Annotated in this window: 16 protein-coding genes; 11 read left to right on the forward strand and 5 right to left on the reverse strand. The window is 70.5% G+C overall.

Translation table 11 applies throughout. From position 1 onward, the window contains the following. Window positions 1-28: 28 nt before the first annotated feature. The 4 genes from NET02_RS14705 to NET02_RS14720 all read right to left on the reverse strand — a co-directional run bounded on the left by NET02_RS14705 (window position 29) and on the right by NET02_RS14720 (window position 5022). Complete coding sequence (locus NET02_RS14705) at window positions 29-832, reverse strand: MBL fold metallo-hydrolase (protein ID WP_284058186.1); 804 nt, start codon at window positions 830-832, stop codon at window positions 29-31. A gap of 45 nt (window positions 833-877) precedes the next feature. Next, entirely contained in the window at window positions 878-1678 is an 801-nt protein-coding gene (gene pgeF, locus NET02_RS14710) for a peptidoglycan editing factor PgeF (protein WP_284058187.1), read from the reverse strand. A 12-nt stretch (window positions 1679-1690) separates the two neighbouring features. Continuing rightward, window positions 1691-3328, reverse strand: a complete 1638-nt coding sequence (locus NET02_RS14715) for a thiamine pyrophosphate-binding protein (protein WP_284058188.1) — start codon at window positions 3326-3328, stop codon at window positions 1691-1693. 521 nt (window positions 3329-3849) lie between these two features. Continuing rightward, window positions 3850-5022: a hypothetical protein gene (locus NET02_RS14720; RefSeq protein ID WP_284058189.1), complete on the reverse strand. Its 1173-nt coding sequence runs from the start codon at window positions 5020-5022 to the stop codon at window positions 3850-3852. An 88-nt stretch (window positions 5023-5110) separates the two neighbouring features. Here NET02_RS14720 and NET02_RS14725 point away from each other — a divergent pair, with 88 nt between their 5' ends. From NET02_RS14725 to NET02_RS14775, 11 genes are all read left to right on the forward strand, one after another. After that, complete coding sequence (locus NET02_RS14725) at window positions 5111-5329, forward strand: helix-turn-helix domain-containing protein (protein WP_284058190.1); 219 nt, start codon at window positions 5111-5113, stop codon at window positions 5327-5329. A gap of 264 nt (window positions 5330-5593) precedes the next feature. After that, entirely contained in the window at window positions 5594-8170 is a 2577-nt protein-coding gene (locus NET02_RS14730; protein WP_284058191.1) for a DUF3854 domain-containing protein, read from the forward strand. Window positions 8171-8621: 451 nt separating this feature from the next. Beyond that, the gene (locus NET02_RS14735; protein WP_284058192.1) at window positions 8622-10376 is read left to right on the forward strand and encodes a DNA polymerase; all 1755 of its coding nucleotides are present in this window, start codon (window positions 8622-8624) and stop codon (window positions 10374-10376) included. Beyond that, window positions 10373-10873: a hypothetical protein gene (locus NET02_RS14740; protein WP_284058193.1), complete on the forward strand. Its 501-nt coding sequence runs from the start codon at window positions 10373-10375 to the stop codon at window positions 10871-10873. Before NET02_RS14735 ends, NET02_RS14740 begins: the two co-directional genes overlap by 4 nt. An 18-nt stretch (window positions 10874-10891) precedes the next feature. Then, window positions 10892-11287, forward strand: coding sequence for a putative phosphothreonine lyase domain-containing protein (locus NET02_RS14745; RefSeq protein ID WP_284058194.1), 396 nt, complete (start codon window positions 10892-10894; stop codon window positions 11285-11287). 26 nt (window positions 11288-11313) lie between these two features. Then, entirely contained in the window at window positions 11314-11610 is a 297-nt protein-coding gene (locus NET02_RS14750) for a hypothetical protein (RefSeq protein ID WP_284058195.1), read from the forward strand. Further along, window positions 11610-11831 (forward strand): VRR-NUC domain-containing protein, encoded by a 222-nt coding sequence (locus NET02_RS14755; RefSeq protein ID WP_284058196.1) that lies wholly within the window; start codon window positions 11610-11612, stop codon window positions 11829-11831. The genes NET02_RS14750 and NET02_RS14755 overlap by 1 nt, the downstream gene beginning before the upstream one ends. Before the next feature lie 125 nt (window positions 11832-11956). Further along, window positions 11957-12376: a hypothetical protein gene (locus NET02_RS14760; RefSeq protein WP_284058197.1), complete on the forward strand. Its 420-nt coding sequence runs from the start codon at window positions 11957-11959 to the stop codon at window positions 12374-12376. Continuing rightward, window positions 12373-12969, forward strand: a complete 597-nt coding sequence (locus tag NET02_RS14765; protein WP_284058198.1) for a hypothetical protein — start codon at window positions 12373-12375, stop codon at window positions 12967-12969. Before NET02_RS14760 ends, NET02_RS14765 begins: the two co-directional genes overlap by 4 nt. Then, window positions 12950-13270: a hypothetical protein gene (locus NET02_RS14770; RefSeq protein WP_284058199.1), complete on the forward strand. Its 321-nt coding sequence runs from the start codon at window positions 12950-12952 to the stop codon at window positions 13268-13270. The genes NET02_RS14765 and NET02_RS14770 overlap by 20 nt, the downstream gene beginning before the upstream one ends. Then, complete coding sequence (locus tag NET02_RS14775) at window positions 13267-13434, forward strand: hypothetical protein (protein WP_284058200.1); 168 nt, start codon at window positions 13267-13269, stop codon at window positions 13432-13434. The genes NET02_RS14770 and NET02_RS14775 overlap by 4 nt, the downstream gene beginning before the upstream one ends. 286 nt (window positions 13435-13720) lie before the next feature. Here the strand turns inward: NET02_RS14775 and NET02_RS14780 are convergent. Further along, window positions 13721-13945: hypothetical protein (locus NET02_RS14780; protein WP_284058201.1), on the reverse strand; the 225-nt coding region annotated here is incomplete at its 5' end.

The raw sequence follows: 13945 nt of genomic DNA on the forward strand, positions 1-13945 counted from the left end.
AGTGACCGGACCCTGAGATGGAGCGACCTCAGAACAGCCGGATCTGGCGGGCCTTGCTATCCGCTGTGGACGAATCCCACGACACCGGCGCACCACATCGCGGCAGGGCGCGGATCGCCAGCCGGTGATCGCTGCCACCGAGGGCTGTCTGAACGGCGTGGAGCGCATGCCGGGGCGTATTGTTTTCCGCAGAGAGATGAGCGAGCCAGATCTCTCGCACCGGGCTCAAGTCCAGCCGAGCGAGCGTGGCTGCGCATTCATCGTTGCTCAAGTGTCCCTGCGAGCTCAGGATCCGGCGCTTCAAGGGCCAGGGATACGAGCCACGCACTAGCAGTTCGCGGTCATAGTTGGCCTCTAGGACAACGAGCTGAGCGGCATGCAGCGCGTCGTACACAGCTCGGTCAACGGTACCCAGATCGGTGAAGATGGCAGCCGTTGCCAGGCCGTCGCTCAACACGAAGCCGACCGGCTCGAGCGCGTCGTGCGAGACGGCGATCGGAACAATGGTGAGCGTTCCGACTTCGACGGCCTGGCCGGGCACGAGGCGCACGCATGGAAAGCCTGGCCCCGGGTCGAGTGCATGCAGCGTGCCCGCAGTGGCGAGAACCTGGCAGGACTGGTAGCGGAGAAACTGGGCCAGCCCGCGGATGTGATCGTGGTGCTCGTGGGAGATGAGGATCGCCGTCAGGTCATGGTCACCGACGCCGAACGAGGCGAGGCGAACTCGCAGGTCACGGTGGGAGAGACCGGCATCGAGGAGCAGGTTCGTGCCGTTGTGCTGAATGAGGAGTGCGTTGCCACTGCTGCCACTGCCCAGTGAGACGACCCGCACCCGACAGTCCTCTCTTCCATCCAGCCGGCGAGAGAGCGTTGACCCTCAGCCGGCTGGCACCGCGATCACAGCGGCGAAGCGGCCAGCTCGGCTCTCGCCAGCCTGAGTCGCTCGGTGAGAGAACCACTCGCTACTCCGGCATCGGGTACAGATACCGGCGATCTCCACATTGGACGCTATGAGCCCCGCTGCCTCGAGTGTCAACAGGTTTGCCCGCCACAGGTCGAAATGCCACCGGCCATCCTGGCGAATGACTGCACGTAACCCGCGATCGAGCTGCGTACCGATCCAGGTTGCGATCACCTCGTCGCCGACTTCATAACAGCAGGGGCCGATCGCCGGGCCGATGCCCGCCCGGAGCTGCCCAGGATCAGTACCGAACTCAGAGACGAGCAAGCGGACGGCCTCGATCGCGACACCTGCCACCGTGCCTCGCCAGCCGGCATGAACCGCCGCTGCGACGCGGTTGACGGGGTCGTAGAGAAGCACTGGCGCGCAGTCGGCGCAGAAAACCGCGAGCGGTAGCGCAGGATCGCTGGAGGCTAGGCCGTCGGTCGCTGGAAGGGCGGTGGCCGGGCTGTCGGCGCCACGGCCGGCGTCGCGCTCAGAGACCAGCATCACGCGGGTACCGTGGACCTGTCGCCCGCATACTGTGCGCCGCCAATCCAGACCCATCGCTGCCCACCAGCGTTGTCGGTTGTGTCTCACCGCGGAGGGAGAGCCAGCAGTCGCGAAGCTGACATCCCCATCGGACGGGAGCGAAGGCTCTCGCCGGGTGATGCCGTGTGGTACACCCAGGTCTGCCAGGCGTTGGAAACGAAAGATCTCGAGTCGCTCCCTCGCCACGCTGGGCCTCGCTCAGTATCGCTCGAGCGCGATCGGCACATCGATGAGCATTGGGCCATCGCCGTGCACCGCGTGGTTCAGCAACTCCGTAAGCTGGTCCGGCGAGCCCGCCCGTTGAGCCGGTATCCGGTAGGCCTCAGCAATCTTGACGAAATCGGGATTCACGAGATCCACGTCGAGATAGCGGCCTGGGTGGCTGCGCCGCATCGCCACTTTGACGGCGGTGTGCGTACTGTCGTTGAAGATCACAACAGTCACTGGTAGCCGGTAGTGCGCGAGAGCACCGAGTTCCTCCATCGTGAACTGGAAGCCGCCGTCGCCGTTGAGCGAGACTACGGCTCTGTCTGGCCGAGCAAGTTTCGCGCCAATCGCCGTAGGCAGTGACGACCCGAGCGTGCCGAAGCCACGCGGGAACAGATACGTTCGGGGCTCGTAGACCGGAAGGTAACGTACCCCCTCGTAGCACATCATCGTCATGTCGTTCACGATGATGCCATCGCGCGGCAGCGCTTCGCGCAGGGCTCGAAGATAGGGGAGGTAACGCTCGGTGCGCTCATCGACGGGTTCAAGTATCCGCCGGCGCACTGCCTGTACCTCTTCGACAGGCCAGCGGTCGGCCGGGCGCGCTCCGGCGCGCACCTGCTCGATGAGCGCGCGCAGGGTGAGGGCGGCATCGGCGGCGATGCCCACGGCAGCCGGGTAGCGCTTGCCGATTTCGTCAGGGTCAATATCGATATGGATAAGAGGAGTCGGTAACGGCATCGTTCCCTGTGCCGTCGTGCGGATGCCGAGCCCTGTCCCGATCGCGATCGTCAGATCCGAGGCTGCCATGAGGAAGGCGATTGGGTTGTCGGGAGACCATCGGTATCCAAAGGCGCCGGTCGCGTAGGGGTGGTCTTCCGGGATCGCGCCCTTACCGGTCAGGGAAGTACAGACTGGCGCACCCAGTTCCTCAGCTAGTTCTCTCAAGAGCGGAGCCGTCTCTTCAGTGGCTGCGCCGCCGCCCGCGAGGATGAAGACCCGGTTGGCCTGTCGGAGCAGTTCGGCAGCCCGGCTGACCAAGTGAGGCGCAGGGGGAACGGGCTGGGGCTTCACAAGATCCAGCGGTTCAAACGTCGTCTCCTCTTCGAGCACATCGAGTGGGATCTCGACATAAACTGGCCGTGGTCTGCCTGTATACAGGTGCTTGAAGGCTTCGGTAACTGCGGGGAGGATGTCGTCCGCGCTCTCAACTCGATACGACCACTTGACCAGAGGCCGGACGACGGCCGTCTGGTCGGTCATCTCGTGGAGATTCCCCTCGAGTTTGCCGAGATAGCGCCGCTCGAGGTTGGTGGCAATCAGGAGGACGCGGGAGCTATCAGCGAACGCCTGGGCCAACGGGGTCGCGATGTTCGTCACGCCAGGGCCGGTAACGGTGAGGGCGACGCCTGGCAGGCCAGAGGCGCGGTGATATCCATCGGCCATGAAACCGGCGCCCTGCTCGTGCCGAGGTAGGACGGTGGAGAGCGCGTCGCTGTCGTAGAGCGCGTCATAGATCTCTAGCGTGTGCACACCTGGAATACCGAAGACGTACCGGACGCCCTGAGCCTCGAGGGCCTTCACCAGGGCTACTCCGCCAGTCACCCGGCGTTTTGTCTGGACTGCCACCGTTTCAGCTCCTGCTCGGTAAACCACTCGAACGTATCCAATTCAGCCGTGGCGTAGTATAACCGGGTAGGTTGCGTCTCGGAGCGCCTGCGTAGCGGCAGTGGCCAACGATGCGTTGAGGTGGCCCAGGGTAGCCGTGCGGGTGATGACCCCGCCGAGGGGCATATGAGACGCGTCCGCAGCGTACGCAGGCCACACGGCTCGACCCAGCGATCGAGAACGAGATCGCCAGAGACGTCCGAGAGTGCGTAGGCTGAGCACGGTCTCGAAGGAGCAACCTGATCCTGAGGCCGAGCGATGGCGCCCAGCTCCTTCCGCGAGGCGCGAGATCGGCTAGCCGGGTATGGCGTAGATCATTGCGCATAAGCGCACTCAGACGGCTGCCGTTCTGCCTAGTGTTGCGCAGTGTCGGTGAGTGCGTTCGTATGCGCTACCAGAACGGGTGTGCGAGGGTGTCCGTACGGCCTGGTGCCGTCCTGTGACGGCCAGTGTGTGACCATTTTGTGACCATAGGTTGGCGATCAGTCTGGGCGCTCTGGCTGGGGCCTGCGACGCGCCCATAGCAGGTTAGTGTGCGGCTGGCCTGGATCGTTGCCAGGCAGCGTGTCGAACACCGCACGCACAGCACGCCTCAGATCGCGCTCGAAGTTGCCGAAGGAGCGGTAGCGCGCTTCCGGGTTCGCCCGGTTCCACTCGGCAAAGGCCTTCCGGTAGGACTGCCAGCGCCCTGTCTGCCAGAGCTCAAGATAGAACCGGGCAAGCGCCAGCCCCCGGGAGCTGAGCGGACGTTGTGGCTGCAAGGAGGCAGCAAAGAGCTGTGCCGCCGGGGACGCCAGAACCGAGCGGTAGGCGCGTTCGACCTCCTTCGGGGGCAGCCCTGGGCGGACGACCAGCTCGATGGCAGGCCCGTGGGTAATGCGAAATCGGACGTAAGGCGGTGGCTCGGGCAGCTCGCTGGACAGTAGCCAGCGAACTGCTTCGCTGAAGCCCCAAAACATGAAGTCGGACACGTCATCAATGAGCACGCGGAGCCAGTCCCAAACGGGGCGGGTCTCTGGGTGCCGTCCATCGAACAGGCGCGGGAGCTCCAGTACGGCGAGTGGCAACTCGAGTGTCTCGACGACGACGGCATTGGGGCCTCGGTCTGACCACTCCACATCCTGAATCTCGACAACCAGTACGCGAGTCCCCGACGGACGGCGTCGCTCCTGAGCACGACTAAAAGCAGTCACTCCGTTCCGGTGGCAGAACGCGGCCGAGAGCCGTTGCCAGGCTCCGTCCGGCTCTGCCTGAATAGCCAGTGCGAACTCAGCCGCGTGCGAGGACAAGAGTTTCCCCCCGAGGACTAATTCACGGAACCTTTGGATTTGAGGCTGGCGAGCTAAGTATGCAGCACGTGCTTCATCGCGGAGCCGCTCACGGGCAATCAAACTACGCTCTTGCCGAGTCACCAGCTTATCGCGCGGTGAAGCTGGATCCCGCTGCCCCTGGTTGACGTCAGCGAGGATCGGCTCGATCAGTTTAGCTAGCTGGCTCATCAGCGCTTCAGCGTCAGCCTCACACGCACACTCTGCAAACTCGCTTCCCCATTGCTGACGAGTCCAGAACGACTCGCGGACACCAGGCGGGACGAACGCGCGGAGCCGCCGCTCTACCCGCTTCCACACCTCGTCTTCGTCTCGCCACCAGTCCATGTCTTGTCCTCGTAATTCAGGACATACATACGAGGACAGTATACCACTACACAGCACATGACAGACCTAGACCGGAGGTGATTAGGGGATGTCCGGTGACACAGACACTCGCGAAACCCTGACCGTCGAAGAGGTCGCTCGCGTGTTCGGCATCGGGCGGCAAACGGCATACGACCAGGCACGTACCGGACGGATCGGGCCGGTGCCGGTCTATCGGATCGGGCGGCGGCTGGTGGTGCCGCGGCGGGCGCTGGAGCGGGCGCTGGCGGGTGAGCTCACCGAGCAGGAGGGCCAGGGCCATGCATAGGCCGACGCCCCGCTGGGGCAGTAGCGGGGCGGCGACGGGCGCGGACGCGATCGATCTCACCATATATGATACCGCGCCCGCCGATCCGCCCCCCACCCCCAGCTACGATCCGTCGACGACGCGCCGCCCGGTCGGCGGGACGCGCCGCTGTCCACACTGCGGGCCGGTGGTGCCGGTGCCATGCCCGGCCGACCCCGGCGATCCCGCCGCGCCGGGCGACCGGTGCCCGGGGTGCGGCTATGGCTGGCCGGCCGGAGGTGCGTCATGACCGCGACGGCGACGCTCTTGCCGCACCACGAGCAGCTGCTCGCGGCGTCGGCCATCGCCCTCGAGGTCGCCGCCGCTCGCGGCTATCGCTCCGTCACCACCCGCGCCGAGCTCGCCCGGCTCGGGTTCGGCTCCAGGCAGCAGCAGGTGCCCACATTGCTCATCCCGATCTGGGACGTCACCGGCAGCATCGCGACCTACCAGCACCGACCGGACCAGCCGCGAATCAAAGACGGGAAGCCGATCAAATACGAGACGCTGGCCGGCAGCCGTATGGTGTTGGACGTCCATCCCCTGATCCGCGCCCAGCTTGCCGACCCGGCGGTCCCGCTCTGGATCACCGAAGGGGTCCGCAAGGCCGACGCCGCGGTCTCGGTGGGGCTGTGCTGCGTCGCCCTGCTGGGGGTGTGGAGCTGGCGCGGCACCAACCCGCACGGCGGCAAGACCGCGCTGCCGGACTGGGAGGCGATCGCGCTCGACGGCCGGCCGGTCTACATCTGCTACGACTCCGACGTCATGCTCAAGCCGGAGGTGCACCAAGCGCTCGAGCGGCTGGGGGCCTTTCTCCACCAACGTGGGGCCGACGTGGCCTACATCTATCTCCCGCCCGGCCCGGGCGGCGTCAAGGTCGGGCTCGACGACTACCTGGCGGCCGGCCACTCCGTCGCGGAGCTGCTCAGTTTGGCCACACCGGAACTTCGCCGGCCACCAGGCGAGGATGCCGCCCGTGCCGGTACCCGCCGCGTCGGGCCCTACGAATACGGCCCGGCGGGCATCGTGTACGTCCGTACGACCTCTCACGGCAGCGAGGCCTACCCCCTGGCGAACTTCACCGCGCGCATCGTCGAGGTGGTGACGCTCGACGATGACGTCGAAACACGTCGGGTCTTTCGCGTTGCCGGGTGGCTCGGCGACCGCGCGTTGCCGACGCTTCAGGTGTCTGCCGAGTCGTTCGCCTCGATGGGGTGGGCCGCCCAGTGGGCGCCGGCGGCGGTCATCGCGGCCGGCACCGCGGCGAAGGACCGGCTTCGCGAGGCGGTGCTCCGCGACTCCGGCGCCGCGCCGGAGCGCACGGTCTACACCCATGCGGGGTGGCGCCAGTGCGCGGGTGCGTGGGTCTTCCTCCACGGGCGCGGGGCGCTCGGCCCGGACGGGCCGGTCGAGGGGATTCACGTCGAGCTGCCTCCCCAGCTTCACCGCTACTGGCTGCCGGACCCACCCCAAGACCCGGAGGTGGCGCGCCGCGCGTGGGCCGTGCTCCTCGCCGGCGTCCGCGTGGCCGATCCCCGGATCACCGCGCCGCTCTTCGGCGCCGCGTTCGCCGCCCCGCTGGGGCTGGCGCTGGGGGCGCCGCCGGCCGGGGGCGGACTGACGGTCCCCGGCGGCTTCACGCTCTGGCTGCTCGCCCCCACCGGCTTCTACAAGTCGACGCTCTCCGCCCTGGTCAGCCACCTGTTCGGCGGCCCCTGGGACGATAAGGGCCCCCCGGCGACCTGGGAAGCCTCCGAGAACGCGCTCGAGCGGCTCGGCCACGCGGCGGCCTATCTGCCGCTGTGGATCGACGACTTCCGCCCCGGGGGGACTGGGCGCGAAGCCCTCGAGCTCGAGCGCCGGGCGCAGCGCTTCATCCGCGAGGTGGGGAACGCGGCCGGGCGGGAGCGGATGCGCGCCGACACCTCGCTGCGGCCGTCGCTCTGGCCGCGCTGCCTTCCGATCTGCTCGGGCGAGCTGTTGCCGGGCGGGGCGAGCACGGTCGCACGCCTGCTCGTCGTCGACGTCGTGCGGGAGTGGGTCGACCTCGACCGACTGAGCGAAGCGCAGCGCCTGGCGCCGGAGTGGTATCCGCTCGCCGGCGCCCTCCTGGTCCAGGCCATCGCGCGGGAGGCCGAGGCCCTCCGGGCGGCGCTCCCGGCGCGGCGGATCGCGGTGCGCGACCAGCTCCGGATCCACGTGGCCCACCCCCAGCATGCGGCGCATGCCGCGCGCCTCATCCTCGCCTGGGGCTGGGTGCTCGAGCAGGCCGCGCAGGTCGGCGCGCTCTCGGCCGCCGAGGCGGAGGCGCTCTTCGCGGAGGTGTCCGAGGCGATCGCGGTCGTGGCGGCGCGGAGCGGGCAGTACGGCGAGGCGGAGCGCCCGGCGCTGCGCTGCCTCGACCTGCTGCAGGCGATGCTCCGCTCTCGGCGCGTCCATATCAACCGCTTACTCCCCGGCGACAACGAAGAGGAGGCCCCGCCCACGGCACCCACGCTCTGGGGGTGGACGAGCCCGGGCGACGGGCCTCCCACCCCCGGCGGGCCGTGCGTCGGGTACGTCGACGAGGCGGAGGGGATCGTCTATCTCCTCCCCACGCCGCTCCTCCGCGAGCTGGCCGAGTACACCCGGACGCTTCCCCGGCGCTTCGCGGTCACGGCGGACGCGCTCGGTCGCGATCTGGCCGCCGCCGGGCTGCTCGCCAAGCGAGACCCCGGGCGGCACACCTATCGCAAACGGATCGGTCTCGAGCGCCCACACACCTGGGCGCTCCTCGCTCGCGATATCTGGGCGGAGAGTGAAGGAGGCGGCGATGCCGCTTGAGCAGATCGACCGGTGGCTGCAGCAGATCTTCCCAACCTATCAGGCCCCCTCTCCCCGCCAGAGCGGGGACAGCGGGGACAAACTCGTGATAGGCGACCGAGATCCGCGTGTTGACGGGCAATCTTCGCGGTGGGTGCTGTCCCCGCTCCCCCTCGATCTGCGGGGACAGTGCGGGGACACACTGGGGACAGCACGCGGAGCGGCGCAGGAGACCCCGGCCGTGTCCCCAGCGTGTCCCCGCGGTGTCCCCACCAGCCGGGGACAGATTTCGGACAACATTCCCAATGGTGGCGGGCCTACTCGAAGCTTGTCCCCGCTGTCCCCGCTGGGGCGGGGACAGGGGCCGAGTACCGTGGGCCTGGGTGTGGGGCGAGCCGACGACGCGGTCCTGGGATCGAACGGCCATCGCGCCGGGCATCCTCGGACACCGGTTGCGCCGGTTGCGGGAGTTGTGGGAAATACGACGACAGACCCCCAGACAGGTGGTGAGTCGCTGGCCGTCGAGCCGCGCCTCCTCACCAGTGCGGGCGAGGTGGCGGAGATCCTCCCCCAGCTCCTCGCGGCGTCGGTGGTGGGCCTGGACTGCGAGACGACGGGACTCGACCCGCACCGCGGCCGGCTGCGGCTGGTCCAGCTCGCCGCCCCCGGCGGGCCGGTCTACTGTGTCGACTGCTCCGCGGTCGACCCCCGCGTGCTCCAGCCGCTCTTCGCCGCGCCGGAGACCCCGGTGCTCGTGGGGCACAACCTCGCCTTCGACCTCGCCTTCCTTTCTACAGCCGGCCTCGTGCTCCCGCCGCAGCGGTGGCTGGTCGACACCGGGCTGGCGGGCCAGCTCCTAGAGGCAACGCCGGCGATGCCGTCGCTCGCCGCGCTGGCCGAGCGGCACCTCGGCGTGGCCCTCGACAAGGCGCACCAGCAGGCCGACTGGGGCGGGGCCTTGTCACCGGCCCTGCTCGACTATGCCGCCCGGGACGCGGCAGTGTTGGTGCCGCTCTACGACCGGCTGACGGCGGCGCTCAAGCAGCAGGGGCTCGAGCGGGCGGCCGCGCTCGAGTTCCGGGCGCTGCCGTTCGTGGTCTGGCTGCGGCTGAGCGGGGTGCCGTGGGACCCGGCGGCCTGGGAGGCGGCGGTGGAGACCGCCGAAGCCGAGCTCGCCGCGGCCACGGCCGCGCTCACCAGCCTGCTCCCCCAGGACGGGCTCTTCGGGCCGATGGCCGACCCCGACTCCCCCCAGGCCATGCGCCAGGCCCTCTCGGCGCTGGTGGGGCAGGACCTGCCCGACACCGCCGACGGGACGTTGGCGCTCCTCGACCACCCGGCGGCCGCGGCGCTGCGGCGCTACCGCCGCGTCGCCACGCTGGCCCAGCGCTACACCAGGGATTGGGCAACGGTCCACCCCACGACCGGCCGCGTCCACCCCGACTGGCGCCAGCTCGGGACGGCGACCGGGCGGATGGCCTGCACCGCCCCCAACGTCCAGCAGCTGCCACGGGACGGCGGCTACCGGCGGGCGGTGGCGGCGCAGGACGGGCGGGTCCTGGTCAAGCTCGACTACGCCCAGATCGAGCTCCGGGTGGCGGCGGAGCTGTCCGGCGAGGAGCGGTTGCTCGAGGCCTTCGCGCGGGGCGAGGACGTCCACCGTCGGACGGCGCAGCTGGTGCTGGGGGTCGCCGACCCGACGCCGGCCGACCGGCAGCGGGCCAAGGCGCTCAACTTCGGCCTGCTCTTCGGGATGAGCGTCGAGGGGTTCCAGCGCACCGCGGCCGCCGACTACGGGCTGCGGCTGACCCTGCGGGAGGCGGGCGAGCTGGTCGAGGCCTTCTTCCGGGCGTATCCGGGGCTCCGGCGCTGGCAGGCGGAGCGGCACAACGCCGGGGTGAGCGCCGTGCGCACGGCGTCCGGCCGGGTGCGCTGGGCCGTCCGGCGGCCGACCGAGCGGATGAACACCCCCGTCCAGGGGACGGCGGCCGACGGGCTCAAAGCGGCGCTGGGGCTGCTCTGGCGGCACCGGGAGCGGCTCGGGACGGCGGTCCCGGTGCTCGTGTGCCACGACGAGGTGGTGTTCGAGTGCGCGGCCGAGGAGGCGGCGGCGGTCGCGGAGGCCGCCCAGGCGCTGATGGTGGAGGGGATGCAGCGGTACCTCCGCCGGGTGCCGGTCGAGGTGGAGGCGACCGTCTGCCAGAACTGGAGCGGAGACGGACGATGAGGGGCTCGGGCACCCCAGGCGATCGGGGGATCGCCTGGGGACCCCACTGGCGGACGGGGGCACGGCCGCGGGACGCGCGCTGCCCCTCCTGCCGGCAGGAGCTGGGGGAGCCGCTGGTCGTCGATCGGCGGCTCGTGCTGGGGTGCGAGCGCTGCGACCGGTGGTGGGTGCAGGACGACGCCGGCGCGCGCTGCCCGATCTGCGGCGACCTGGCAGCCTCCATGGCGGACTACGTCTACTGCGAGCGGTGCCGCTGGTTCGACACTTGGGAGGTCTCGCAGCTGTACGCGCGGGGGATCGTCCCGGTCCGGCTCCCCTGTGGTGGGATCGTGTACGCCGAGGGCGACCGACCGGTCCTCGCGCATCCGTACGGGCCCTGCCGGTACGGCGATCTCGACGACCCGCGGCACGTGCCGCTGGTGGGCGAGTGGTGTTCCGGAGTGACGGCGGCGGTGACGCGCCGGGGGATCGTCCTCCGGCGGCGGCAGCGACCGTGAGGCGAGGGGAGGTCGGTGATGGCTGGCCCGACGACCACGACGATCCGGGCGACGGCCGCGTGGGCCTACGCACCCGGCGTCGAGCGGCTCGACCAGGAGCGCGCCGGCTTCTGGCGCTCGATTCTCAGGCGGCGCTACGCCGGCGAGGTCTGGCACCGCGTCTCGGCGCTGGTACGCGCCGGCGAGCTCGGCCCCGCTGCCCGGCTGCGACCGCTGGCGCAGGAGAAGGCGTTCGAGTTGCGCGTGTACGTGGCGGACATCGGCGACCGCGCCGAGGTCGATCGCGTCCGGCGCGGGCTGTGGCGTATGGGGTTCCGGCACCCGATCGCCTGCTACGACTGGCGCGGCCGCCGGCGCTGGCGCGATCCCGGCGCCGAGCGGACCACGCCGAAGGAGCTCTGGAGGCCTCGATGAACCGCACCATGGAACGGAGGTGGACGATGGGAAACCCGTTGACGAGGTGGATGCGTGAGGCGCTCGCGCCGGGACCGGTGGAGGCCGCCTGGGACTACGACGGCCTGGTGATCGAGTTCGTCGGGGACGGCGTCGCCGACCGTGCGGAGGCCTGCGTCCGCTGCGGTCGGCCGATCGCGCCGGGCGAGGAGGTCACGGTCGTGAACGTGGACGAGGACGACGGGGCGATCCTCCTGGGTTGGCCGCTGTGCGCCGCGTGCCGGGAGCAGATCGAGCAGCGCGGCACCCCGCTGGGGCATTACGCGGCACGGAGTGGGTACTAATGCCGTTGCGGGCGACTGCCGACCAACGCGGCCGCCTGGCCACTGAAGCCGAGATCACCGCTGCTGTCCGCGACTACCTGCGCCTGGTCGGGGCCTGGGAGCTGAAGGTGCTCGGCGGGCTCGGCCAGCGGCCGGGGGTACCGGACGTGCTGGCCTGTGTCCAGGGGCGCTTCGTCGCCATCGAGGTCAAGCGCCCGGGCCGGCGCCCGACACCCCGGTAGGCCGCGGAGCTCGAGGCGATCCGGGCCGCCGGCGGGATCGCGCTGGTCGCCACCAGCCTCGACGAGGTGGTCGAGGCGCTCCGGCCGCTGCTCGGCGACCGGGTGCGCCTGGCGGGGGAGCGGCGATGAGCGGGGCCACGCTCGCCGAGCTCCACCGGCTCCAGGCGTTGATCGACCAGCGGGCCGAGGAGCGGCACCGGCTCTGGGCCTACGGCGGCAGCCGGCGGCTCTCGGCGCGGCAGGTCGAGCGGCTCGGCCAGCTCACCGCCGAGCTCGAAGGCCTCCACGGGGAGAAGCGCTCGCTCCTGGCGCTGCTCGGGCTCCGGCTCTGGGAAGACCTGGCGGATGACCCGGCCGGCTGGCTGTATCTCCTCGCCCGCCCGCAGGTCACGCCGCCCGACCCCCAGCTCCGGCAGCCTGGGGCGCCGGCGTGGCGGCAGGGCAGGCTCGACCTTGACGCGGACGGGGCCATCCAGCCTCAAAACGCGCGCAAACACGAGACCGTTTCGCTACACGGCTTCGACGTTTCACGGGGTGTCGCATGACGAGGGACTGGGCGCGGGAGATCGCGGAGGCGAGCGCGGCGCTCAAGGCGGCGCTGGGGATCGGGAGCCGGGGGCCGTGGCCGGGGCAGGGGGCGAACGACCACCAGCCCTGGTGGGGGCTGTGCGAAGAGACGCCGCAGGTGTGGGCGAGCTGGCTCGCCGACTGGTGGCGACGGAAGACCGGCCAGCCGCTCCCGGCGACCCCGCCGTTCCGGCTCCTCGACCGCGAGGGGGTCGAGCTCGCGCTCGAGGGCGTCCGCTGCACCTTCGGCTACCGCTGGTACTTCCGCTGCCCAGCCTGCGCTCGGCGCACCGAGGTGCTCTACCAGGGGCGGCTGGGGCTGGCCTGCCGGCGCTGCAACCGGCTGGGGTACCGCAGCCAGGCGCGGCGAGCGACGGCGCCGCTGGGGCTCCTGTGGCTCGACTGGGGCCGGGAGTTCGGGCGCTACTGGGGTGACGACCGGGTGCTCGCCGAGCTGGCGAGGGAGCTCAAGGCGGACGTGGCCCGCGCGCTCGACGCGCTCTTCGCCGGGCTGCGGGTCGAGCCGAGAGACGGATCAGAGGAGGTGCAGGATGGCGACGACGCGCCGTGAGCGGCTGGAGCGACTCGAGGCGGCCAGGCGCCGGCGCGAGCAGGCCTACCTGGCGCACCGGCAGCGCTACGAGGCCTGGAGCGCGCAGGAGGAGCGGCTGCGGGGGCTGGTGCCGAAGGCGCTGGCCGTGCTGGAGCGGGCGCTGGACGACCCGGAGCAGGGGCCGAAGCTGGCGCTGGCGGTGCTGAAGGCCGTGGGGCTGTGGGGGCTCGAGCCGGTGCGCCGGCCGGACGCCTGGGCCTACCAGCTCGCCGCGGAGTTCGAGGACGCGCTGGCGACCGGTGGGGAGGCGGAACCGTGAGGCCACGGCAGGGCTCCCGGGACGACGCCGCGCTCGTGGCGCTGGTGGCGGAGGCCGAACGGGCGGCGCGGGCGCTGGTCGCCCTGCTCGACCATCCCGACCCCAGCGTGCAGCGGCGGGCGGCCTGCCTGATCCTCGACCTGCTCGGGATCGGGCGCCGGTGACGGCCCGCCCCCGCACGGCCGGGCCCGAAGGGGGCTGAAATCTTCGACCACGAGGCGCCGAGACCCGCACCCCCACCTCGAGATTTTTCGCTTCGATTTTGGGCGTTTTTTTCGCCCGGCGGCTGGCGTCCTGGGGGGACGGGAGGAGCGGGGCACAAAAATCCCGGCCATTTTGACGGCACGCGAGCGCGGGTGGGGCGCGGGTCTCCCATCGACAACTGGTAGAGATTTTGCCGCCCTGGGCCGGAGCCCAGGGCGGCGTCAGGGGAGGGAGAAGTGGAGTATGCTAGGCGCTGTACCGCTCGGCTGCGCCGGCCAGTGGCCAGCCGTGGCGGGCGAGGATCAGGCGGGCCAGGATCGACTCCGCGTAGACGGCGCGCACCGTGCCGGGGGCACAACGGCGGAACGGGCGTGCTGTCCACACGGTCACCTGGCCCGCGTCGTCGAGGCGCAGGCGTGCCGGCCGCCAGCGGTCTGACGGCCCGCGCTGCACCTCGACCGGCCAGGTCTC

Origin of the sequence: Thermalbibacter longus (assembly GCF_023806485.1) — a bacterium.
GTDB lineage: Bacteria > Chloroflexota > Chloroflexia > Thermomicrobiales > Thermomicrobiaceae > Thermalbibacter > Thermalbibacter longus.